Source organism: Mycobacterium sp. FW102-FHT13B02 (genome assembly GCF_058790275.1).
This window is the reverse complement of the sequence record NZ_JBYTCM010000018.1, coordinates 18,087-40,964: the sequence shown is the minus strand read 5'-3', so window position 1 is coordinate 40,964 and position 22,878 is coordinate 18,087. Positions and strand designations below refer to the sequence as shown.

19 protein-coding genes and 1 pseudogene are annotated in these 22,878 nt (G+C 67.3%); 6 read left to right on the top strand and 14 right to left on the bottom strand.

Going from position 1 to position 22,878, the window contains the following annotated elements; all coding sequences use genetic code 11:
* Positions 1–8: 8 nt before the first annotated feature.
* Genes cydD through AC3WTE_RS24355 form a run of 3 tightly spaced genes read left to right on the top strand, consistent with a single transcriptional unit; the run spans position 9 to position 3,590 of the window.
* The gene (gene cydD, locus AC3WTE_RS24365) at positions 9–1,628 is read left to right on the top strand and encodes a thiol reductant ABC exporter subunit CydD (RefSeq protein ID WP_492441645.1); all 1,620 of its coding nucleotides are present in this window, start codon (positions 9–11) and stop codon (positions 1,626–1,628) included.
* The gene (locus AC3WTE_RS24360; RefSeq protein WP_492441643.1) at positions 1,615–3,141 is read left to right on the top strand and encodes an ATP-binding cassette domain-containing protein; all 1,527 of its coding nucleotides are present in this window, start codon (positions 1,615–1,617) and stop codon (positions 3,139–3,141) included. Before cydD ends, AC3WTE_RS24360 begins: the two co-directional genes overlap by 14 nt.
* Positions 3,138–3,590 (top strand): DUF4190 domain-containing protein, encoded by a 453-nt coding sequence (locus AC3WTE_RS24355; protein ID WP_492441641.1) that lies wholly within the window; start codon positions 3,138–3,140, stop codon positions 3,588–3,590. The genes AC3WTE_RS24360 and AC3WTE_RS24355 overlap by 4 nt, the downstream gene beginning before the upstream one ends.
* Before the next feature lie 45 nt (positions 3,591–3,635).
* Here the strand turns inward: AC3WTE_RS24355 and AC3WTE_RS24350 are convergent, their stop codons facing one another.
* The 10 genes from AC3WTE_RS24350 to AC3WTE_RS24305 form a co-directional block, all read right to left on the bottom strand.
* Positions 3,636–4,496 carry an acyl-CoA thioesterase II gene (locus AC3WTE_RS24350; RefSeq protein WP_492441639.1) on the bottom strand — a complete coding sequence of 287 codons (861 nt, stop codon included), beginning with the start codon at positions 4,494–4,496 and terminating at the stop codon, positions 3,636–3,638.
* 16 nt (positions 4,497–4,512) lie between these two features.
* Positions 4,513–5,931, bottom strand: coding sequence for a pyruvate kinase (pyk, locus tag AC3WTE_RS24345; protein WP_492441637.1), 1,419 nt, complete (start codon positions 5,929–5,931; stop codon positions 4,513–4,515).
* Positions 5,932–6,026: 95 nt separating this feature from the next.
* A complete protein-coding gene (locus tag AC3WTE_RS24340; protein ID WP_492441635.1) occupies positions 6,027–6,425 on the bottom strand; it encodes a DUF2752 domain-containing protein in 399 nt (132 codons plus the stop codon).
* A 209-nt stretch (positions 6,426–6,634) separates the two neighbouring features.
* Positions 6,635–7,255 (bottom strand): TetR/AcrR family transcriptional regulator, encoded by a 621-nt coding sequence (locus tag AC3WTE_RS24335; protein WP_492441633.1) that lies wholly within the window; start codon positions 7,253–7,255, stop codon positions 6,635–6,637.
* Between the two features lie 246 nt (positions 7,256–7,501).
* Positions 7,502–9,115, bottom strand: coding sequence for a prolipoprotein diacylglyceryl transferase (lgt, locus tag AC3WTE_RS24330; protein ID WP_492441631.1), 1,614 nt, complete (start codon positions 9,113–9,115; stop codon positions 7,502–7,504).
* Positions 9,112–9,903, bottom strand: coding sequence for a tryptophan synthase subunit alpha (trpA, locus tag AC3WTE_RS24325; RefSeq protein WP_492441629.1), 792 nt, complete (start codon positions 9,901–9,903; stop codon positions 9,112–9,114). Before trpA ends, lgt begins: the two co-directional genes overlap by 4 nt.
* A complete protein-coding gene (trpB, locus tag AC3WTE_RS24320; RefSeq protein ID WP_492441627.1) occupies positions 9,900–11,171 on the bottom strand; it encodes a tryptophan synthase subunit beta in 1,272 nt (423 codons plus the stop codon). Before trpB ends, trpA begins: the two co-directional genes overlap by 4 nt.
* Positions 11,172–11,208: 37 nt before the next feature.
* Positions 11,209–12,027: an indole-3-glycerol phosphate synthase TrpC gene (gene trpC / locus AC3WTE_RS24315; protein WP_492441626.1), complete on the bottom strand. Its 819-nt coding sequence runs from the start codon at positions 12,025–12,027 to the stop codon at positions 11,209–11,211.
* 94 nt (positions 12,028–12,121) lie between these two features.
* The gene (locus tag AC3WTE_RS24310; protein WP_492441773.1) at positions 12,122–12,676 is read right to left on the bottom strand and encodes a TIGR02234 family membrane protein; all 555 of its coding nucleotides are present in this window, start codon (positions 12,674–12,676) and stop codon (positions 12,122–12,124) included.
* Between the two features lie 44 nt (positions 12,677–12,720).
* Positions 12,721–14,256 carry an anthranilate synthase component I gene (locus tag AC3WTE_RS24305; protein WP_492441771.1) on the bottom strand — a complete coding sequence of 512 codons (1,536 nt, stop codon included), beginning with the start codon at positions 14,254–14,256 and terminating at the stop codon, positions 12,721–12,723.
* Between the two features lie 2 nt (positions 14,257–14,258).
* On the opposite strand from AC3WTE_RS24305, the gene AC3WTE_RS24300 reads away from it, so the two are divergent.
* Positions 14,259–14,714: a peroxiredoxin gene (locus AC3WTE_RS24300; protein ID WP_492441624.1), complete on the top strand. Its 456-nt coding sequence runs from the start codon at positions 14,259–14,261 to the stop codon at positions 14,712–14,714.
* Between the two features lie 69 nt (positions 14,715–14,783).
* On the opposite strand, the gene AC3WTE_RS24295 is transcribed toward AC3WTE_RS24300, so the two are convergent.
* From AC3WTE_RS24295 to AC3WTE_RS24285, 3 genes and pseudogenes are all read right to left on the bottom strand, one after another.
* On the bottom strand, positions 14,784–15,455 hold the full coding sequence (locus tag AC3WTE_RS24295) for an XdhC family protein (protein ID WP_492441769.1): 672 nt from the start codon (positions 15,453–15,455) through the stop codon (positions 14,784–14,786).
* A gap of 132 nt (positions 15,456–15,587) precedes the next feature.
* Positions 15,588–15,791 (bottom strand): annotated as a pseudogene (locus tag AC3WTE_RS24290) (XdhC family protein); the annotation flags it as partial.
* The gene (locus AC3WTE_RS24285; protein ID WP_492441622.1) at positions 15,781–16,341 is read right to left on the bottom strand and encodes a nucleotidyltransferase family protein; all 561 of its coding nucleotides are present in this window, start codon (positions 16,339–16,341) and stop codon (positions 15,781–15,783) included. The pseudogene AC3WTE_RS24290 and the gene AC3WTE_RS24285, both read right to left, overlap by 11 nt.
* A gap of 163 nt (positions 16,342–16,504) precedes the next feature.
* On the opposite strand from AC3WTE_RS24285, the gene AC3WTE_RS24280 reads away from it, so the two are divergent.
* A complete protein-coding gene (locus AC3WTE_RS24280; protein WP_492441620.1) occupies positions 16,505–18,127 on the top strand; it encodes a glutamate synthase-related protein in 1,623 nt (540 codons plus the stop codon).
* On the top strand, positions 18,124–20,067 hold the full coding sequence (locus AC3WTE_RS24275; protein ID WP_492441618.1) for a thiamine pyrophosphate-dependent enzyme: 1,944 nt from the start codon (positions 18,124–18,126) through the stop codon (positions 20,065–20,067). The genes AC3WTE_RS24280 and AC3WTE_RS24275 overlap by 4 nt, the downstream gene beginning before the upstream one ends.
* Here AC3WTE_RS24275 and AC3WTE_RS24270 read toward each other — a convergent pair.
* Positions 20,064–22,850: a helix-turn-helix transcriptional regulator gene (locus tag AC3WTE_RS24270; protein WP_492441616.1), complete on the bottom strand. Its 2,787-nt coding sequence runs from the start codon at positions 22,848–22,850 to the stop codon at positions 20,064–20,066. The genes AC3WTE_RS24275 and AC3WTE_RS24270 overlap by 4 nt on opposite strands.
* Positions 22,851–22,878: the final 28 nt, after the last annotated feature.

Below are 22,878 nucleotides of genomic sequence, written 5' to 3'. Positions count from 1 at the left end.
ATCCCCGCATGACCGCAGGTCTGCGGCGGCATCTTGCGGCCACGGTCGGTAGCGGGGTGGTCATCACCGGCGCCGCGCTCGCCGCGGCAGTGCTCACCGCACAGGTGGTGGCCGGCGTCATCACGACCCCGGCGCCGCTGTCGCACTGGGTGCCACAGCTGCTGGCGCTCGCCGCGCTCTGGGCGCTGCGCGCCGGCGCCCTGTGGTGGCAGGCCAGGCTGGGCCAGCACGGCGCGACCGCGATGATCGCCGACCTCGACGCACAAGTCCTCACCGCGGTCACCGCGCTGCCGCCGCACCGTCGACAAGCTGTGCGCGACGAAGCCGCAATCCTGCTCACCCGCGGTCTCGACGGATTGCGACCGTACTTCACCCGTTACCTGCCCGCCGTGGTCATGTCGGCACTGCTGACGCCGGCGGCAGTGATCGTGATCGCCTGGTATGACGTGAAATCCGCCGTCGTGGTGCTGATCGCCCTGCCGCTGATCCCCCTGTTCATGGTGCTGATCGGGATCATGACGACCGAGCGCTCGGCTGCCGCGCTCGCCGCCATGGCCACGCTGCAATCGCGGCTGCTCGATCTCATCGCGGGCATTCCCACCCTGCGCGCCCTGGGCCGAGCCGAAGGTGCGGCGCCGCGCATCACCGAACTGTCTGACGCGCACCGGCATTCGGCCCTGGCCACGCTCCGGATCGCCTTCCTGTCGGCGCTGGTACTCGAATTGCTGGCCACGCTCGGGGTGGCGCTGGTGGCCGTCGGCGTGGGTCTGCGACTGGTCAGCGGCGGGGTCACCCTGCCGGTGGCCCTGACCGTCCTGCTGCTGGCACCCGAGGTCTTCTGGCCGCTACGGCGCGTCGGAGTGGAATTCCATGCGGCCCAGGACGGCAAGGTCGCTTTCGGGCAGGCCTACCAGCTGCTGGAGGCCACGGGGCAACCGGAATCGGGCGCCGCGCGGATCGGGGCGCGGCCGACCATCGACCTCGAGCAGGTCAGCATCGACGGCCGGGACGGACCGGCCCCGCACAATCTGACGTTGCGGGCGGTGCCCGGCTCAGTGACCGTGCTGACCGGCCCCAACGGCAGCGGAAAAAGCACCGCGCTGCAGGCGATTCTGGGGCTGACGACGCCTGACGCGGGTCGGGTAATGATCGGTGACGACGACCACCGCGTCGAGGTCGGCGCGCTGGATCGGCAGCATTGGTGGCGACAGATCGGCTGGCTGCCTGGGCGGCCGGTACTGGTCCCGGGCACCTTGCGAGAAAACCTGGAACTGCTCGGCGCCCTCCCCGACCTCGACGATGCCTGCCGCACATCAGGATTCGACGAGGTCCTGGCCACGCTGCCCGCCGGACTCGACACCGTTCTCGGGCGCGGAGGCTCGGGGCTGTCGCTGGGCCAGCGACAGCGGCTGGCCCTGGCCCGGGTACTGGGCCGGCCGACCCCGGTGCTGCTGCTCGACGAACCGACCGCACATCTGGACGCCGAACTGGAAATCCGGGTCCTGCAAGCGATCCGGTCCCGTGCCGAGGCCGGCGCGACCGTCCTGGTCGTCGGACACCGCGACGCGGTGCTGGCCATCGGCGACGAGATCGTCCGGGCCGGAGGTGATGTCCATGTCCACGGCTAGGTTCGCGTTCCTCTTGCTCCGCCCCCGGCTGCCCCGCCTGGTGCTGGCCGTCATTCTCGGGGCAGCCGCACTCGGCAGCGCGCTCGCGCTGGCCGGGGTGTCGGCATGGCTGATCACGCGCGCCTGGGAGCGTCCGCCGATTCTGGAGTTGACCGTCGCGGTGGTGGCGGTCCGGCTGTTCGGCATTTCCCGTGGGGTGCTGGGTTATTGCGAACGATTGGCGTCGCACGACGTGGCCCTGCGCGCCGCCGGCCGCGCCCGCACCGAGCTGTACCGGCGGCTGTGCGCCGCCCCGCCGGCGACGGTGCTGCGGCTGAGCAGCGGTGAATTGGTCTCGCGCGCCGGCGCTTCCGTCGATGACCTGGCCGACACCCTGGTGCGGTCGGTGCTGCCCATCACCGTGGCGACGGTGCTGTCGACGGCCACGGTGGTCGTCATCGCCGTCATCTCCCCCGCCGCGGCCCTCGCTCTTGCCGCCGGGCTGATCGCCGCCGGGGTGTGGGCACCGTGGCAGGCCGCCCGCGCCGCGGAAGCCACCGAACACCTTGCCGCAGCGCACCATTCGGATCGCGACGAGGCCGTCATGCTGGCCCTCGACCACGCCGCGGAGCTGGCGGTCGCCGGCCGCCTCAGCGGAGTCATCACTGCGGCCACCGAGGACCACCGCCGCTGGGGCGATGCCGCCGATCGCGCCGCCCGGCCCGCCGCTCTGGCCACTGCGGTTCCGGTCCTGGCCACCGGCGCGAGTGCCATCGCCGCGGTGGTCGCCGCCATCGCGCTCGCCTCATCCGTCGCTCCAACGACGTTGGCGGTCCTCATGCTGCTGCCGTTGTCGGCATTCGAAGCAATCGGCGCGCTGCCGGCGGCGGCGGCGCAGCTGACCCGGGCCCGCATCGCCATCGCGCGGCTGACCGCGATGTTGGCCGAGGACTCCGCCGACCGCGTCCTTGCGGCGGTCCCCCCACTCGACGTGGCGGCCGGTGACCGAGTGGCCGTCCTGGGTGCCAGCGGCCGCGGCAAGACCACCTTGCTGTTGTCCACTGCCGATCACTTCCGCGAAACCGATTCCCCGGCCGGGTTTTTCGCCGAGGATGCCCACCTGTTCGACACCACGCTGCGGGACAACCTGCTGGTGGCCCGTGGTGATGCCACCGACGACCAACTCACCGCCGCCCTGGCACAGGTTGGCCTCGGACCCTGGCTGGCGACGTTGCCCGAAGGGCTGTCGACCCTGCTCGCCGGTGGGGCAGCCGCGGTCTCCGCCGGCCAGCGCCGCCGCCTCCTGCTCGCCCGTGCCCTCTTGACCGACTTCCCCGTCGTCCTCCTCGACGAGCCGACCGAACACCTCGATGCCGCGGACAGCCATCGCCTGCTCACCGAACTTCTCACTCCCGGCGCGTTGTTCGGCACCGGGCGTGCGGTGGTGGTGGCGACCCACCACCTGCCGGCCGACCTCGACTGCACGGTGCTGAACCTGGACGCCAGCGACGACGGGTACCCTGCGGGGTCATGAGCATGTACCCCGGCGGCGGCTATCCCCCGCCGCCACCGCCGCCGTACGCCAACCAGGGATATGGGGCGTACCCGACGGCTCCGCGCAACGGCGTGGGGACCGCCGCGCTGGTACTCGGCATCGTGGGACTGCTGACCTCATGGTCGGTGGTCGGTGGGCTGCTGTTCGGCCTCGGCGCGGTGGCATGCGGCATCATCGGCCGCAGCCGGGTCAAGGAAGGGCTCGCCAACAACGCCGTGGTGGCCGGCGCGGGCATCGCGCTGGGCGCGCTCGCGACAGTGCTGGCGGTGGTGTTCGTCTTCGTCGTGATCGGTTTCTACCGCCAGGTCGGGTTCGCCGAATACACCGACTGCATGACCCGCGCCGGACAGGACCAAAACGCGCAGAGCACATGCGTCCAGGAGTTCCGGAGCCGCATCGAAAAGGAGTTCGGCGTCGCGGCCGGCTGAGCCGGCAATTCGGCGTCGGTCGAGGTCTAACAAACCGGAAACCCCTTAGCCCGGAAAGTGTTTGACGATGCCTTCCTGAGTCACCGTCGCCAGCACCTGGCCGGCCCGGTCGAAGAAATGGCCGGACGCCAGACCCCGGGAGTCGGCGGCCACCGGCGACGTCGTCGAATACAGCACCCACTCGTCGAACTTGATGGGCCGGTGGAACCACACGGTGTGGTTCATGCTGACCGCGAAAATCCGGTCGTGGCCCCACGACAGGCCGTGCGTGGTGATGATCGAGTCCAGCAGCGTCGTGTCCGACGAGTAGACCAGCGCCGCGGCGTGTAGCACCGGGTCGTCGGGCATGGCGCCCATGGTCTTGAGCCACACCCGGTTGTGGTCGAGCTTGCCGCCCTTGTCGCGCATCACCCAGGCCGGGTCGTTGGTGTAACGCCATTCGATCGGTTTGAGCGCCTCGACGAACAGCGGAACGGTCTCCTCGTAACCCTTCAGCAGGTCGTCAATTGTCGGCAGCGACAACGGATCCGGCACCTCGGGCGCCTTGACGGCGTGCTCGAGGCTCCGTCCACCGGCCAGATGTGACACCAGCGCCGTCGCCAGCAGCGTGTCGCCCTGCATGACATCGACCCGGCGGTTGGCGAACCGCCGTTCGTCGCGCAGCCGGACGACCTTGAACTCCAGGTCGCGTTCCGGGTCACCGCCGGCGATGAAGTGCGTCGAGAGCGTCGTCGGCGGCAGCTTCGGCGGCACGGTGCGGCTGGCGGCGACGAACGCCTGCGCCATCATCTGGCCACCGAAGGTGCGGACCGGGTTGCGGCTCGGATGGCCACCGGTGAAGGTGTCGTCGTCGACCTGGGTGACGTCGAGAACCTTGAGCAGTTCCTCGAAATCCGCAGTCGTCACGCGCGCTACCCCCGGCCTAGTGGTCTTCCTCCCCGATCCGGTGCACGTGGATCAGGTTGGTCGAGCCTACTGTGCCCGGTGGCGCGCCCGCGACGATGACCACCAGGTCACCGCGCTTGTAGCGGTCCAGCTCCAGCAGCGCCTTGTCGACCTCTTGGATCATGCCGTCGGTGCTCTCCATCTGCGGCACGATGAACGTCTCGGTCCCCCAGGTCAGCGCCAGCTGGCTGCGCACCTCCGGCAGGTCGGTGAAGGCCAGCAGCGGCAGCGGTGTGTGCAGGCGGGACAGTCGGCGCACGGTGTCGCCCGACTGGGTGAAGGCCACCAGCGCCTTGGCGTCCAGCCGCTCTCCGATATCGCGGGCCGCGTAGGAGATGACGCCACGCTTGGTACGGGGCACGTGCGTCAACGGAGGTGCGTCGGTGGAATTCGCCTCGACAGCTTTCACGATGCGCGCCATGGTCCGCACCGCCTCGAGCGCGTACTTGCCAACCGACGTCTCGCCGGAGAGCATCACGGCGTCGGCGCCGTCGAGAATCGCGTTGGCGACGTCCGAGGCCTCGGCCCGGGTGGGCCGGGAGTTCTCGAGCATCGACTCCAGCATCTGGGTGGCCACGATGACGGGCTTGGCATTCTCCCTCGCCATCTGGATGGCACGTTTCTGCACCAACGGCACTTCTTCCAACGGCAATTCGACGCCCAGATCGCCACGGGCGACCATGACGGCGTCGAAGGCCAGCACGATGGCCTCGAGGTTGTCGACGGCCTCGGGCTTCTCCAGCTTGGCGATCACCGGGACCCGCCGACCGACCCGGTCCATGACCTCGTGCACCAGCTCGATGTCCGCCGGAGACCGGACGAACGACAGCGCGATCAGGTCGACGCCGAGCCTCAGCGCGAACTCCAGGTCGTCGATGTCCTTTTGGGACAACGCCGGAACGGAGACGTTCATCCCCGGCAGGGACAGACCCTTGCTGTTGCTGACCGGCCCGCCTTCGGTGACGGTGCAGACGACGTCGTTGCCGTCGATCTTCTCGACCACCAGGCCGACCTTGCCGTCGTCGACGAGCAGGCGGTCACCAGCGACGGCGTCTTCGGCCAGCTGCTTGTAGGTGGTCGACACACGGTCGTGGGTGCCGTCGCAGTCGTCGACGGTGATCCGAACCGTCTCGCCGGTGCGCCACTCGGTGGGGCCGTCAGCAAAGCGACCGAGCCGGATTTTGGGACCCTGCAGATCGGCCAGCACGCCGACCGCGCGGCCGGACGCGTCAGAGGCCGCCCGCACGCGCTTGTACGCCGCCTCGTGGTCAGCGTGCGCGCCATGGCTGAAATTCAGCCGCGCCACATCCATTCCCGCGTCCACCAGCGCCCTCACGGTCTCGTCGGTAGACGTAGCCGGGCCGAGCGTACAGACGATTTTTCCGCGCCTATTCACAGTGCATGAGCATAGTGGATCGATTCAGATAACGGCCCGCCGGGAGCGCTGACCGCACGACAACATCTGTGGAACGCGGAGTTGCTCCGTGGTGTCTACGGCTGGATGAACGTCGGCACCAGCGGAAAGCCCGGGAGATTGCGGACCACCGTCCACACCGCCATCGCCACCAGCGCCGTCACGAGCGGAGGCGTCACTGACTGCCGACGTCTCCAGCACACGACCAGCCACGCCACCAACAAAGGCAATCCGACGAGCGCGAACACGTTGTCGACCACCGCGGCCGAGAAGTCTCCGTGCAACACGTCGTGAGTCATCCGCAGCCCGCCGCACAGCGGACAGTTCCACCCCGTCAGCGCCCTGAATGGGCACGGCGGGAACCCGAATCCGGGGCGGTGGGGATCGGCCAGCCCGATGTACGTCAGCGCACCCAGTGCCGCGGTTCCCGTGCCGGCCACCGCCGCGACGCGTCCGAGCCTGCCTGCTGACGTCATCAGTCCATGATGCCCGTCACGCGGCCTGTCCGGGACGGCGCCCGACAGCTCTGAAACTGGCCGGGACGGACCCGCACCGCGGATGAGGCACTCACTACGCCTGCGCGCGATGTGCAATGCGAACGTCGGTGACCCCTCGACACCGACGTTCGCCACGAACTAACGACAATATTGCCGTATTGTAACGGTTCGGGCAAACGTGGCGGGGTTTATTGGCGCAACTGACCGTGACGGATCAGCTCGTTGACCGAGTCTTCCCATCTGGTCAGTTCCGCGTCAGAGGTGAACGGCGCGGGCAGGTGCCGGTCGAGGTGACGACGCAGGATGATCGACCCCAGGGTCAGCACCAGGGGGTTCAAACCGGCCCAAACCGCGTCGAGCCCGTCGACCGCGTCCCCGGTGTCGATCATTCGCTGCCACCGCTCGATGCCGCTGCGCGCCATCGCGTCGAATATCGCCATCCCGCTTGGAGTTTCAGAGGCCACCGCGCGGCCCAGGTAATCCATGACCACCAAATGATCGGTCAGCAGACGATGCACCGCCCTGCCGATCGCGGCAACCGAATCCTGACCCGGGCTCTCGAGCGCGGCAATCATCGTGGCACTGATGAGGGTCATGGCCATGTCGTCGACGGCTTTGATCAAACCGTCCTTGGTCCCGAAATGATGCTGCACCAATCCGACTGAGACACCGGCAGTATCGGCGACCATCTGCAACGTCGCATCGGACGTGCCCCGTTGCGCAAACACCTGCAGCGCCGCATTGAGGATGCGGTCCTGCCGAGACTGCTGCAGCTGCACTCCGTCGGCTATGTCATCCACAGGGGACATCCAACCACCGCACGGGCTCACGCAACCGGCGAGTCAGGAACATACCGTTCGGATGAAAGTCCAGGTTGTGCGCATTTTCGCCGCCGGACGGAGGTGAGGTCGCACTGACTCTGCCCCTTCCGTCTTGTGGTTGCGCCCTCATCGCAGGGTCAACCGTCACGGCGTGCTGACTCTGCGCCTGCGGTCTTCGCTACTCGACCGTTTCCGCCCTCAGTTCAGGGCCAACGACCAGGGCTGCCGAGTGTCTCAGCCCTGCCGGCGCCACCACCGACGACGGGGCGCCGGCGGTTCCCACACTGGAACCCCAACCGGCTCAACCTTTTCGGCGGCTTCGGCTTTAGGCGCAGCTTCTTCGACCGCGGATTCACCAACTGATTCGTCGGAGTCTGTAGCCTCTTCCGACTCCTCGACGGCCTCGTCCTCGGCAGCGTCAACGGCATCAGCAACATCGTCAGCGTCCGCGACATCGGTCTCGGCCGCAGCCCCGTCAGCCGCCTCCTCGGACTCCGTTGACCCCTCGGACTCCGCCTCGTCCTCGTCCTCGTCCTCGGCAGCGTCAACAGCATCAGCAACATCGTCAGCGTCCGCGACATCCGTCTCGGCCGCAGCCCCGTCAGCCGCCTCCTCGGACTCCGTTGACCCCTCGGGCTCCGCGACACCTTCGACGGCTTCGGCCTCCGCAGCGTCGGCCCCGGCTTCGTCTGCATCGACCGCGTTTACGTCGACAGATTTCTCCGCGTTCTCGGCGTCGACGACTTGCTCGGCGAGGGCTTCGGGTTCGTCGGGCTGGGTCTCGACGGCGTCAGCCTCGTCGGCGACGTCGCTGGCGGCCGCAGGTTCGACGAGGTCAACGTCCTCGGCGTCGTCGGTTTCAGTGGTACCACCGGCAACCACGCCGGCCGCGACGGCCACCGGGACGGCCAACGCCGCAGCGCCCTCGGCCTCGACCTCGATCTCGGCGTCGAACTCCTCGGCCTCGGCCTCCTCGGCCTGCGGGCCACCGAGCGTTGCCGGATCCTCACGGCCCCGCGGCGCCACCATCATGTAGACCACCGCGCCGATGAACACGAACGTCGAGGTGAACGAGTTGACGCGGATACCGGCGATCAGCGTGGCGGTGTCGCTGCGCATCAGCTCGACGCCGAAGCGGCCGACGCAGTAGGCGGCGACATACAGTGCGAACAGCCGGCCGTGGCCCAGCTTGAAGCGGCGGTCGGCCCACAGCAGCAAGAAGAACACCAGAAGGTTCCACAGCAATTCGTAGAGGAACGTCGGGTGCACGATCTCGTAAACCTGCCCGGTCGAGACCCCGTTGAGCAGGTGCGGGTTCACCACGCCGGAACCGTCGCTGCGCTGGAAGATCTCCAGGCCCCACGGCAGATCGGTCGGCCGGCCGTACAGCTCCTGGTTGAAGTAGTTGCCCAGCCGGCCGATGGCCTGCGCCAGGATGATGCCGGGTGCAATGGCGTCGCCGAACGCCGGCAACGGAATTCCGTGCCGGCGGCAGCCGATCCAGGCGCCGACGCCACCGAGCGCGACCGCACCCCAGATGCCCAGGCCGCCATCCCAGATCCGGACGGCCGCCCCGATACCCGCACCGCCCTCGGCGAAGTATGTGCGCCAGTCAGTCATCAGGTGGTACAGCCGACCACCGATGAGCCCGAACGGCACCGTCCACAACGCGATGTCGTAGATGACGCCCGCTTCACCACCGCGCGCAACCCAGCGGCGATCGCCGATGACCAGCGCGGCGATGATGCCGGTGATGATGCAGAGCGCGTAGGCCCGGATCGGTACTGGCCCCAAGTGCCAGACGCCCTGGGCCGGACTCGGAATGTATGCCAGCAACGATGTGGTCACGCGGAAACTTTCTGTCGTACTCCGTGGGCCAGTTCTTCGGACAAAGCTCGAACCGCGGGGATGCCGCCGTCACCGAGCGCGGATACCAACGCCGAGCCGACGATGACGCCGTCGGCGTAGGCCGCGATCTCAGCGGCCTGTTCCCGTGACCGCACGCCGAGTCCGACACCCACCGGGATGTCCGACACAGCCCGCACGCGGGAAACCAACTCGGGCGCCATATTCGACACCGCATCGCGCGCACCCGTGACACCCATGGTCGAGGCGGCGTAGACGAAGCCGCGCGACGCCTGGACAGTGGTAGCCAACCGCTCCGGGGTGGACGACGGCGCCACCAGGAAGATGCGGTCCAGGTTGTGGGCGTCGGAGACGCTGAACCACTCGTCGGCCTCGTCGGGGATGAGGTCTGGGGTGATCAGTCCGAGCCCGCCGGCCGCGGCCAGGTCGCGCGCGAACGCGTCGACACCCCAGCGCAGCACCGGGTTCCAGTAGGTCATCACGACGGCGTGACCACCGGCGTTGCTGATGGCCTCGACGGCCTTCAACGCATCGCGGACCCGTACCCCACCTTGAAGGGCGACGTTGGTGGCGGCCGCGATCACCGGCCCGTCCATGCCCGGATCGGAGTACGCGACGCCGACTTCGATGATGTCGCAACCGGATTCGGTCATCGCCACCATCGCGTCGATCGAGGTCTGCACGTCCGGGTAACCGGTCGGCAGGTACCCGATCAGCGCCGAACGCCCTTCGGCCCGGCACGATTCGAACAATCCAGCCAGTCGGCTCATGACGCTTCCCCAGTCTCACCGTCCAGTAACCCGAACCATTTCGCGGCGGTCTCGACATCCTTGTCGCCGCGGCCGGACAGGTTGACCACGATCACCGCGCGAGGACCGAGCTCCATACCTAATTTCAAAGCACCGGCGACAGCGTGCGCCGATTCGATCGCCGGGATGATGCCCTCGGTGCGGCACAGCAGTCCGAACGCTTCCATGGCCTCGGTGTCGGTGATCGGCCGGTATTCGGCGCGGCCGGTGTCCTTGAGGTAGGCGTGCTCGGGACCGACGCCTGGGTAATCCAGACCGGCCGAGATGGAATGTGATTCGACGGTCTGGCCGTCCTCGTCCTGCAGGAGGTACGAGAACGAACCCTGGAACGCACCTGGGGAGCCGCCGGCGAAAGTTGCTGCGTGCCTTCCGGTTTCGACGCCGTCTCCGGCCGCTTCGAAACCGACCAGGCGCACACCCGGATCATCGATGAAGGCGTGGAAGATTCCGATGGCGTTCGATCCGCCGCCGACGCAGGCGGTCACCGCGTCGGGCAGCCGGCCGGCCTGCTGCTGCACCTGGACCCGCGCCTCCATGCCGATGACGCGCTGGAAGTCGCGCACCATGACCGGGAACGGATGCGGCCCGGCCGCGGTGCCGAAGCAGTAATAAGTGTTGTCGGCGTTGGTGACCCAATCGCGGAAGGCTTCGTTGATGGCGTCCTTGAGGGTCGCCGAGCCGGCTTCGACCGACACCACGGTGCCGCCGAGCAGCCGCATCCGGGCCACGTTCAGCGCCTGCCGGGCGGTGTCGACCGCACCCATGTAGACAACGCATTCGAGGCCGAGCAGCGCGCAGGCCGTCGCGGTCGCGACGCCGTGCTGGCCGGCACCGGTCTCGGCGATGACGCGGGTCTTGCCCATGCGCTTGGCCAGCAGAACCTGGCCGAGCACGTTGTTGATCTTGTGAGAACCGGTGTGGTTCAGATCTTCTCGTTTGAGGAACAGCCGCGCACCGCCGGCATGTTCGGATAGCCGCGTCGCTTCGTACAGCGGCGACGGCCGGCCGGTGTAGTGCTGCTGCAGGCGGTCGAGCTCGTCGAGGAAGTTCTGGTCGGTGCGGACCTTGTCGTAGGCCGCGGTGACCTCTTCGATGACCGCCATCAGCGCCTCGGGAACCAGCCGGCCACCGTAGGCACCGAAGTGGCCCTTGGCGTCGGGGTCGTGGCTTGTGGCTTCGGCGACCGCCGCGCTCATCCGCGGCAATTCAGTACCAGTGCGATCAGACATGAGAACTCAGGCTGCTCTTCGCGCAGGAGCCCGCAATTCAGCGGGCTGGTTTCGGGCAGGACGGGTGCGTGCCGGCCGTCACCAGGTCGGCGACGGCGCTACGGGGATCACCGCTGGTCACCAAGCCTTCACCGACCAGCACTGCGTCGGCGCCGGCACCGGCATAGGCCAGCAGGTCAGCGGTGCCACGCACCCCTGACTCAGCGATCCGGATGATGTTGCTCGGCAGGCCCGGAGCGATGCGGCCGAAGCAGTCGCGGTCGACCTCCAGCGTCTTCAGGTCGCGGGCGTTGACGCCGATGACCTTGGCACCGGCCTGCAGAGCCCGGTCGGCCTCCTCCTCGGTGTGCACCTCGACCAGTGCGGTCATCCCGAGGGACTCGGTCCGATCGATCATCGAGGTCAGAACCGACTGCTCGAGCGCGGCGACGATCAGCAGCAGCATATCGGCGCCGTGGGCCCGGGCCTCGTGAATCTGATAAGGGGTGACGATGAAGTCCTTGCGCAGCACCGGAATCGACACCGTGGCACGCACGGCGTCGAGATCTGCCAGGGAACCGTTGAAGCGGCGCTCCTCGGTCAGCACACTGATCACCCGGGCACCGCCGGACTCGTAGGCCTTGGCCAGCTTGGCGGGATCGTCGATCTGCGCCAACGCACCCTTGCTGGGGCTGGCCCGCTTCACCTCGGCGATGACGCCGATGCCGGGCTCACGCAGCGCCGCGAGCACATCCTTGGCTGACGGCGCCTGCTTGGCCCGCTCCTTGACCTCGGTCAGACTCAGTGCGGCTTCGCGGGTGGCAACATCAGCGCGAACTCCCTCGATGATGGAGTCGAGCACGGTCCCCGAAGTCATAGCGCGTCGTCGTCCTTCCGTGCCGGTTCGGCAAGCCAGATGATCTCCTCGAAGGGTAGTCGCCGGGGCGGCGCAGACTGCCACCGGGCCACGCTCATTTGCTCCCACCCTCATTCTGGGTCGGATCGTGCCCCTCATCGAGGGCATCCCACATCATCCGTTCGGACATGCCGTCGGCAGCTTCTTCCGGTGCAGCTTCGCGGCGTGCAGCCGGCGCGGCGTATTTGGAGGCGGCCGGGGCGGCGGCGCCCTGACCTGCCGAACGCATCAGCAAAACGGCTCCGACCAGCGTCAACACCGCGGCCGCCAGCGTCACGCCGGCGCCCCAGTAATGCCGCTGCGTCCCGACCAGGAACATGACGGCGATCTGCGCCATGTCGGCCGCGCGCACCGAGACGTCGGTGACCACCCACAGGCTGATGGCCAGGTATCCCATCCCGGCACTGGCCACGGCGACCAGCAGCGCCAGCAGCCGCAACGCCCAGCCGCGCACGGCCAGCGCCGCCACCGCGGCGGCGCCGACCACGAGCGCCAGTGGGATGAGGGCCGTCGACCAGGCCGAGCCGGACAGCGTCGTCGTCTTGGGCTGGCCCAGCCCATCGAACGACGACACGTCGACCCAGGGCAGCCGGGAAGCGCCCCACAACATCAGCGCGGCGACGAGCAGCAGCACCTGGGCGGTGCGGGTGGTCTTCACGGCTCGCTCAGCGTCTCAGCGGCCGCGATGGCCGCCAGCACGGCCTTGGCCTTGTTTGACGACTCGTTGTATTCGTAGGGCCCATTGGAGTCCGCCACGACGCCGCCCCCGGCCTGGACGTAGGCGGTGCCGCCGCGCATCAGCGCGGTGCGGATCGCGATCGCGAAGTCGGCGTTGCCGGCGAAGTCGAGGTACCCGAGCACGCCGCCGTACAGACCACGACGGGTCAGCTCGACCTCTTCGATGAGCTCCATGGCCCGCACCTTCGGCGCACCGGACAGCGTCCCGGCCGGGAAGCAGGCGGTGACGGCGTCCAGCGCGGTCTTGTCGTCGGCGAGGTGGCCGGTGACGGTGGAAACCAGGTGCATGACGTGGCTGTAGCGCTCGATGTGGCTGTAGTCCTCGACGCGCACGGTGCCCGGCCGGCAGACGCGCCCCAGATCGTTGCGGCCCAGATCGACCAGCATCAGGTGCTCCGAGCGTTCCTTGTCGTCGGCCAGCAGCTCTTTTTCGAGCAGGATGTCGTCCTCCTCGGTGGCGCCGCGCCACCGGGTACCGGCGATCGGGTGCGTGGTCGCCACGCCGTCCTTCACCGTGACGAGCGCCTCCGGACTGGAGCCGACCACCGAGAAGTCAAGGCCCCCTTCGGCATTGGGCACATTGAGCAGATACATGTACGGGCTCGGATTGGTCACCCGAAGCATCCGGTAGACATCAAGAGGATCGGCTGGGGTATCCATCTCGAACCGCTGCGATGGCACCACCTGGAATGCCTCGCCGGCCTCGATGTCGCCGACCAGCTTCTCGACGATCGCGGTGTACTCCTCGACCGTGCGCTGCTGGCGGGGCTGCGGCTGCGGCCGGCTGAAGGTGGCGATGCTCGACGGCAACGGCTCCCCCAGCGCCTTGGTCATGACGTCGAGGCGGGCCACCGCATCGTCGTAGGCCCAGTCGACGCGCTCGTCGGTGCCGTTCCAGTTCACCGCGTTGGCGATGAGCGTGATGGTGCCCTCGTGGTGGTCGACGGCCGCGATGTCGGTGGCCAGCAGCAGCACCATGTCCGGCAGCTTGAGGTCGTCGACCGCCAGCTCCGGAAGTCGTTCGAGGCGGCGCACCATGTCGTAGGCGAAGTACCCGACCAAGCCGCTCGACAGCGGCGGCAGCCCCGGCACCGGCGCGGTCTGCAGCAGGGCCAGGGTGTCGCGCACCGCCTGCAGCGGGTCTCCGCCACTGGGCGCGTCCTGCGGCGTGTTGCCCAGCCAGACCGCGTTGCCGTCTTTGACCGTCAGCGCCGAGGGCGCGCCCGCGCCGATGAAGGACCATCGCGACCACGACCGCCCGTTTTCGGCCGATTCCAGCAGAAACGTGCCGGGACGGTTGGCGGCCAGCTTGCGGTAGGCCGACAACGGCGTCTCGCTGTCGGCGAGCACCTTGCGCGTCACCGGCACGACGCGGTGCTCGGCGGCCAGCGCCCGGAATTCCTCACGTGAGGTCGTCTTCACGGGGTCATCCTCCCAGAAGTAGCGTGGCAGTCATGAAACGTGGTGACGTCGTCGCAGAGTTCAGCCTCCCCGACCAGACCGGGACCGTCCGCAGCCTTTCCGAGCTGCTGGCCAATGGGCCGATCGTGCTGTTCTTCTACCCCGCGGCCATGACGCCGGGCTGCACCATGGAGGCCTGCCACTTCCGCGACCTGGCGGCCGAGTTCGCCGCGGTCGGCGCCTCCCGGGTCGGGATCAGCATGGACGCGGTGGAGAAGCAGGACAAGTTCGCCGAAAAGCACAGCTTCGACTACCCGCTCCTGTCGGACACCTCGGGCGCGGTGGCCGAGGCGTTCGGTGTCAAACGCGGTCTGCTCGGCAAGCTGATGCCCGTCAAGCGGACCACGTTCGTCATCGACACCGACCGCAGGGTGCTCGAGGTCATCGCCAGCGAGATCTCGATGGACTCGCATGCCGACAAGGCCCTCGAGGTGCTGCGGTCGCGTTGAGCGATGTTGTGCACGCGCCGTGACGCTGACCGTCACGGAACGTGCACCAATCGCCGCGGCGGACCGTCATCAGCCGACCAGCTGACTGCGTGGCGTGCCGCTCCCGCCTTCCTTCGCCGCCACCACCTGAGCGAGGATCGACAACGTGATGTGCGGCGCCTCGCGGCCGCCGAGATCGAGCCCGATCGGCGCCTGGAGACGGTCGACGTCCGCGGGTGCCAATCCGTGCTGGAGGAGGGCGCCACGCTTGTTCAACGAGCGGACTCGCGACGCCAGTGCGCCGACGAATGTCGGTTGTGGACCGCCGGCCCACAACCGCGAATCGAGTGCTTCGATGAGCAGCGGGATCGAGAATCGATCGTCATGCGTCAGATCGACGATTGCGGTATCGGCGTTGATACGGCCCGCTTTTCGTTCCTGATGCAAGTAGCGATCCGGCCAGTCCCGAACCAGGTCCGCCGTGGGAAAGCGTTCCTCCTGCAGGAAAGCGGGCCGGGGGTCGCACACGGTGACCGCATAGCCCAGCGGCAGGGCCAGGGCAGCAAGCCCGGTTGCGACGTCAGTGGTTCCGAAAATCAGCATGCGCGGCGGCGGTTCGTAGTGGGTAACAAACACCGGTGCACCTTCCGCCTGCGTCAGCGACGTCTGACCCGAGCGCAGATTCAAGAACGTGGTGGCGCGCAGGCCCTGCTGAACCATCGACATCAGCGTCGCCAACTCCGGGAAATGCTGTGGTGTCACCGGGTGCATGGCGACCCGGAGAGTTCCGCGACATGGCCCTGGTGGAGCGAACGGATCGCCGTCGTACCGACGTTCATCGAAATCGACTGTTCGGCAAGCAATCCCGTCCAATGCGGCCGGATGCTCAGCGAACGCGGCCCGGGCACGCTCGAACAGATCCGCCTCGACGCAGCCCGAAGATACGCTGCCTTCGAAGCGTTCATATCGATCGAAGGCCATCATCGACCCAGGCGGGTACGGAGAGCGATCAAAAGTGCCGAGAACTGTGACCGCGACGACATCCTCGTTGCGCCGATATCTGTCGTAAATCCATTGCAGCACAGCCCTATTTTTCATCTATGTCCAATCCGCCGGCCAGGTCGGAACATTCCACGCGCACGAGCTCGGTGCACGATTCAAGGAACCGTCCGGCGCCGATATCGCCGGACAGACTGCGTGACAGTCGATTCCAATAGTCGCGCCCGATCAGCACCGGATGTCCAGGCCTGCCGCCATAGACCGCGCGTACGAGACCGCTGTCCACCGCCAGTATTCGTTCGGTGACTGCCGCGCCGATGCCAGGAGTGTCGACGGTGTGCAGGACCAGAGCATCGATCGCGTCCTCGGCCCGCGCGGCACCGACCGCCGCCGCCACGGTAGCCGACAGTCCACGCCGCCAGTCGGGTACGAGCAAGGTAGCCGCCGGTGAGGGAACCGGCACCACTGCCGCGCCGAGCGCGACAAGAATGCGGGATACCCCGCCGTCGGCCAATGCACGCACCGCGCTCTCAAGCCAGGCACCGTGGGCAGCACCGACTTTGGGCATTCCGTAGCGTGTACCGCCGCCGGCCGCCAGAACCACGCCGAGGGTTCTCGACGAGGATGTCGTTCGTGCGTGCGATCTCACCGTTCAACAGTCTTGGACGTCGGGCATCGCTACGCATCAGTCAGGTGACTGATGCGTATCGGCCGTCAATCGCCGAGAGTTCAACAGGAAGTGCTGATTACACTGCCCGTCTGCCCGCACGTGTTCCGCCGGATCAGGAGTGACATGACCAGACCCCACACCAATGTCCTCTGATTCGCCAAAGGCGGTACGGGTTGCGTCGCTCGATGATCTGACCGAGGACATACCGCACGCCGTCCGTGTCTTCGGTGTCGACCTCGTGTTGGTCCGGCAGAGCGACGAGGTCAGGGCGCTGTATGGGCGCTGCGCTCACCGCGGTGCCCTGATGTCTGACGGCCGTGTGGAGGGTGACCTGCTGGTGTGTGGTCTGCACGGCTGGCGCTACGAGATCGAGACCGGGGTCGCGCCGGTCAATCCCGCCGTGACGCTGGCGACGTTTCCCGTGTGGGTGTCGAACGGAGCGGTCTACGTCGACCACGCCGCAGTCGACGCGTACGCCCGGGCCAACCCGCCGACCTATGACGACGACGGATATCAAGGCCAGTGGATCAAACCGGCCGACAGCGCAGAGGAACCGTTCGTCACGCAGATCCATCAGTGGGCCGCACACGGATTGAACAGCGCACATGGTCCGACTGCAGCCATGGGCGTCCCGCGCGACGAACTCCCGTCATGGGACTCGATCCAGGTTCTCACCGCCCAACTGGCGCGGCTGCTACTGCTCGACGACGAACCGGTGAACACCCAGACAGTGATCGGGCCGGCAGCGCGGCGGCCGCTGGTCCTGGACATCCCGTTGTTCGTCAGCGACATGAGCTTTGGCGCCCTGTCCCAGGAAGCCAAGACTGCTCTGGCCGCCGGTGCGGAGCTGGCCGGAACGGGTATCTGCTCAGGCGAAGGTGGCATGCTTCCCGAAGAGCAGCAACAGAATTCAAAGTACTTCTATGAGCTCGCATCCGGCAGATTCGGGTGGAGCCTCGACCGGGTCCGCGAGGTACAGGCGTTTCACTTCAAGGGCGGGCAAGGCGCCAAGACCGGGACGGGCGGTCATCTGCCGGGTAACAAGGTGATCGGCCGGATCGCCGAGGTTCGCGGGCTACCCCCGGGGACCGCGGCTGTCTCCCCGGCGCGGTTCCCCGACTGGACATCTTTGCAGCCGTTCGAAGAATGCGCGGCGCAAGTGCGCCAAGTCTCCGGCGGCATCCCGGTGGGATACAAGATGAGCGCCCAGCACATCGAACGCGATATCGACGCTGCGCTGCAGATCGGGGTCGACTACATCATCCTCGACGGCCGAGGTGGTGGAACCGGCGCCGCCCCAACGATTTTCCGCGACAATATCTCAGTGCCAACCATCCCGGCGCTGGCCCGCGCACGCAGGCACCTCGACCGTTCACAAGCCGACCACGTCACGTTGGTCATCACCGGCGGTATCCGCACTCCGGCCGACATGGTCAAGGCATTGGCTTTGGGGGCCGATGCCATTGCGCTTTCCAACGCCGCGCTGCAAGCCATCGGATGCGTCGGAATGCGCGCCTGCAACACCAACAGCTGTCCGGCTGGTATCGCCACCCAAGATCCGCGCCTGCGCGCACGGTTGCCGGTACCGGCGGGTGCGGAACGGTTGAACCGGTTCCTGCGCTCAACCGTCGATCTGATGGTCGTCCTGGCCCGCGCCTGCGGCCACCGCAATCTGGCGGACTTCAACATCGATGACATCGTCACCTTTGATCGCGATTTCGCTTACCTGAGCGGAGTCCCCTACGCAGGAGCCATCCCACTGTGAACGATCAGGATCTCAACTGGCACAAGGCAGTCGATGCCGGCCAACTCGACGACGGCGAAGTGGCGATGTGCCCCGTCGGCCTCAAGACCGTCGCGCTCACCAAGCTCGACGGCCGCTACGGAGCTATCGACAACCGGTGTCCCCACCAGGGTGGTCCGCTCGGCCAGGGCACATTGGAGAACGACAAAATCCGTTGCCCCTGGCACGGTTTCGACTTCGATCCGTTCACCGGCGAAGCTGCGGGCGGCCCCGATTTCAACGTGCGCACGTATCCGGTGGAGGTGCGTGAGGACGGCGTCTACGTCGGTACCCCGCCCGCCACCACACACCCACGCACGGTGAGCGATGTACTCGTAGAGACCATGACCAACTGGGGTGTCGACACCGTGTTCGGCATGGTCGGTCACTCGAATCTCGGGCTCGCCGAGGCGATGCACCGAGCCGAAACGGATGGCAAACTGCGGTATTTCGGTATCCGACACGAAGGTGCCGCGGCGTTCGCCGCGGCCGCCTACGGCAAGCTCACCGGTCGGCCCGCCGCATGTTTCGGCATCGCCGGTCCCGGATCGACCAACCTGTTGACCGGCTTGTACGACGCCAAATCCGACCGCGCTCCGGTGCTGGCGCTGTCGGGCAATGTGGACTCCTCGGTCGCCGGCAAAGGCGCTTTCCAGGACATCGACCTGCTCGCGGCATTCGCCGACGTCGCGGCGTACTCGGCCATGGTGCGCTCCGGTTCCGACCACGCCGAACTGATGACCATGGCTCTGAAACACGCGATCCTCGAGCGCGGTGTGGGCCATCTCGTCCTCCCCGACGAGGTACAGATTCTCGAGGCCCCGAACCAGAAAGCCTCTGGGCCCGAAGGTCGAATGCCCGACCTTCGGGTATCGCCTCCGGCAGCCGCACTCGACCAGGCACTCGAGCTCATCGCCACGGCGACCCGACCGCTGATCATCGTCGGCGCCGGCGCGAAGTTCGACATGCCGGCGGTCATCGCGCTGGCGGAGAGTTTGAACGCGCCCGTGCTGACCACATTCAAGGCCAAGGGACAGATCTCCGACACACACCCACTCGCATGCGGCGTGCACGGCCGGTCGGGCACGCCCGTCGCGTCGTGGATGATGAACAAGGCCGACCTGCTCCTGGTCTTTGGCGCATCATTCTCGAACCACACCGGGATCTCGCCGTACAAGCCGATCATCCAGGTCGACACCGACCCTATGATGCTCGGCCGGTTCCGTCCGGTGACGGTCCCGGTACTCGGCGACGTGGGCGTTACCGCTTCCGCCGTTGTGCAAGGCCTTCGCCCGAACCGGGCGCTGGTCGACCAACGCCCGGAGATCGCCGAACGCTGGTCCGTCTGGCGTACGGAGAAAGCTCGCCGCGCCGTCAAGCATCCGGACGGACGGGTCGCTGCCGCAACCGTTTTCGATGAATTGAGCCGCCTGGTCCCGGCGAATGCCGTCGTGGCGGTCGATGTCGGCAATCACGCCTACTCGTTCGGGCGCTACTTCGAAACCACGGAGCAGTCGGTGCTCATGTCCGGGTATCTCGGTTCGATCGGGTTCGGTTTCCCTGCTGCAATGGGTGCGTGGGCGGCCACGCCGGACCGTCCGATCGTCGCGATCACCGGAGACGGCGGCTTCGGTCAGTACCTTGCCGACTTCACGACGGCGGTCAAGTACGACATGAACATCACGCACATCCTGCTCAACAACGGCGAACTCGCCAAGATCAGCGAGGAACAGCGCGGGGCCGAGTACGCGGTCTGGCAGACGTCACTGCTCAATCCGGACTTCGCCGCGTACGCGGCGAGCTGCGGCGGCTATGGTCGTCGCGTCACAGATCCGGCGGAAGTCTCCGTGGCCATCGCGGAGGCACTCAGCCACCGCGGACCGGCCATGGTCGAAATCATCACCGACCCCAGTACCCACTAATCCCCCAACAGATCGCGAAGTTGGTGACGCCGGCTGACGCCCAGTTTGGGATAGACGTTGTACAAGTGGGAGGCGATGGTTCGCGGCGACAGATTGAGTCGTTGGCCGATCTCGGGATTGGTCAGCCCGGAGGCCGCCATCGACACGATCTGACGTTCTTGCGCCGTCAGCGAATCCAAGCCGGCAACGGCGCCGGCAACCGGCGCCGTCACGCCGGCGGCGCGGAGTTCGGCGCGCGCGATCTGCGCGTACGGCACCGCACCCAGGCGATCGAACACTTCGAGGGCGGCGGTGAGCTGGGTACGAGCTTCGGCTGGTCGGCGCACCCGGCGAAGCCATTCGCCGTAATGCAGACGCGCTCGTGCGCGTTCCATTGGCCACTGATCGCCGGCCGGGTCGAAGATCGCGAGGCGGAAGTGCCGTTCCGCCAGATGGGTGGTCGCGGTCAGGGCGAGTGCCTGGTGCCGCAGAAGGCGCAGCCGCACAGGAGGATTCGACCCTAGCTGCCGCCCGATCGAAGCCACCAGAGGCCGTACCTCTTCCAAGTGGCCGCTGCGTGCGCCGGCCCAGGCCAGGTCGGCCATGGCGCGATGGGACACGACGAAATGAGTCGGCTCCCCGTCTGCATCGAACATTTGTCGCAAGGCCCGATAGGCAGAATCGAACTCGCTGCGGGCCAGCGCGCTGCGCCCCGTGGCCCATGTCAGTGCGGTTCTGGTTGCGGTGCCACATTTTTCGCCGATGAGACGAGATGCTGCGTCGATGGCAGCGTCCGCCGGATCCGTGTCACCACAGCAGGACAACAGATGGGCGCGCACGACGTTGCTTTCGGCATGAAGCAACGCCAGGTCATAGACCGCGCACAAGGCCTCCGTCTCGTCAAGCAGTGCCCGCAGTTCTGACCACCGCCCGGTGTCGTGTAGTCCCCACGCCAGTGGCGCGATGGCGAAGGTGAAGCCGCGCAGTCCTCCGGCTGCTTTGAGCTGCTCGACGGCTTCCCGCAATTCGGTGACCGCGAGGGCACTGTCCTCCGTGGCATACGCCATTGCTCCCACTACGAGACGCCGAAACGGTTCGACGGGAGCCGGCATGGGATGCAGCCAACGCCGATCCCATGGCCCTGGACGATCGTGGGCGCTACCCGCACTTTGCGCGTACATGGCGATATACGCCCGTTGCACAGGCCCTGCTTCGGCCGGGAAAGGCGTCGGAATTACGCTCTCCCCCAATACATCGAGAGCGGAGTCCTGCAGCCAGCGGCCAAGGCGGCTCCGGTGCGCCAGTTCCCCGGAGTAGTACGCCGATGACGCGCCGGTGTACATCAATGCCAGCCGCAGGCGCGAGTTGGACGGCGGCGCGCCGTCGAGCGTACTGCGAATCAGTTCGGCCGCCTCCGCCGGCCGCCCTGATTGCAGCAGCACCGAGGCACGAGTCAACGCTGCGTGACCGACGATCTCCGGGTCCTCCGCGCGCTGGACGGCACTGGCATTGAGAGACAGCGCCCACGACGGGTCACCGCCGAAGTTGGCCGCCACCGAGGCCAGCGTGAACCGCCGGGCCGCGTCGTCGGCACCAGGGCTCAATTCAGCGGACCGCTGCAGCGCCCTGGCCACCTCGAGATAGCCGCCGCGCTGCCGCGAACGCTCCGCGCCCTGCTCCAACAGGGATGCCACGGTCTCGTCCGGACCAGCCGCCGCAGCTGCCAGATGCCAAGCGCGGCAAGCCACATCCAGTTGCGGCGAAGCCGCAAGCGCAATATGGGCAGTGCGGCGATCGGCCAAATCCCCTTCGCTGTAGGCCACACTGCGCAGCAAGGCGTGACTGAACTGCACACGACGGTCCTCGGTCACGCGCACCAGGGACCGTTCCATGGCAGGCTCCCACCGCCACAGGTCCGCACCGAAACCGGCTGCGGCCGTGATGGTGTCAATCGTCTCGTAGCCGGCCCCCGCGGCGGCGAACAATGTCAGCCGCCGCGCATCGGGCGGCAGCTCCGACAGTTGCGCGGCGAACAACGCGTGCGCAAACCCGGAACCGACCATGTGGTTACCCCGGAACCTGACCGAACCGGTCTTGCCATAGAACCGGGCTGATTCGATCAGGGCCAATGGATTACCGTCGGACCAGCGGATGATCTCACCGCGGACGCTCGCGTCAGGCGCCAGCGACTGAGTCGCGATCAGTTCCGCGGCCGCGGCATCGGTCAGGGGCGGAACCTCAACCACCCGGAAGGAACGGTCGAGACCGTTGAGCTGGTCCACCTGCCGCGCGCTGATCAGCAACCGAACCGCAAGGTGCGGAATCCGGCCGATCACATAGGTGAGTACCTGGCGGGAGTCTGGTTCGAATCGGTCGAAGTCATCGAGCACCATCACCAGTGGCCGATCGACAGCGACGACCGCCAACAGCGCCAGCACCGCCTGCGGAACCAGCGCCGGGCCATGCCCAGCGGCACCGACACCGCCGTTGACGATGTCCTGCAGCACATCCCGCAATGGTGTCGGCAGGTCCGCGATCCGCTCGGCGATGGGCCAGAGCAGCTCGGTCAACGCAGTGAAGGGGCGCACATGGTCCGGCTCAGAACCCCCGGCGAAGAGCACAGTGGCGCGCTGTGGCCGCAGCGATGCCACTGTGTGGCGCAGCAGCGTCGACTTACCAATACCCGGTTCGCCGACCAGAATCACTGCCTGAGGCGCGCCCGCAACACCAGAGGCCACCTCGGTCATGAGACCGATCAGCTGACCGCGCCCGACGATTGGCGACTGTGGATGGGTGAGTGTCATTCGGGAAACCGCTTCCTGCGCAGCATAA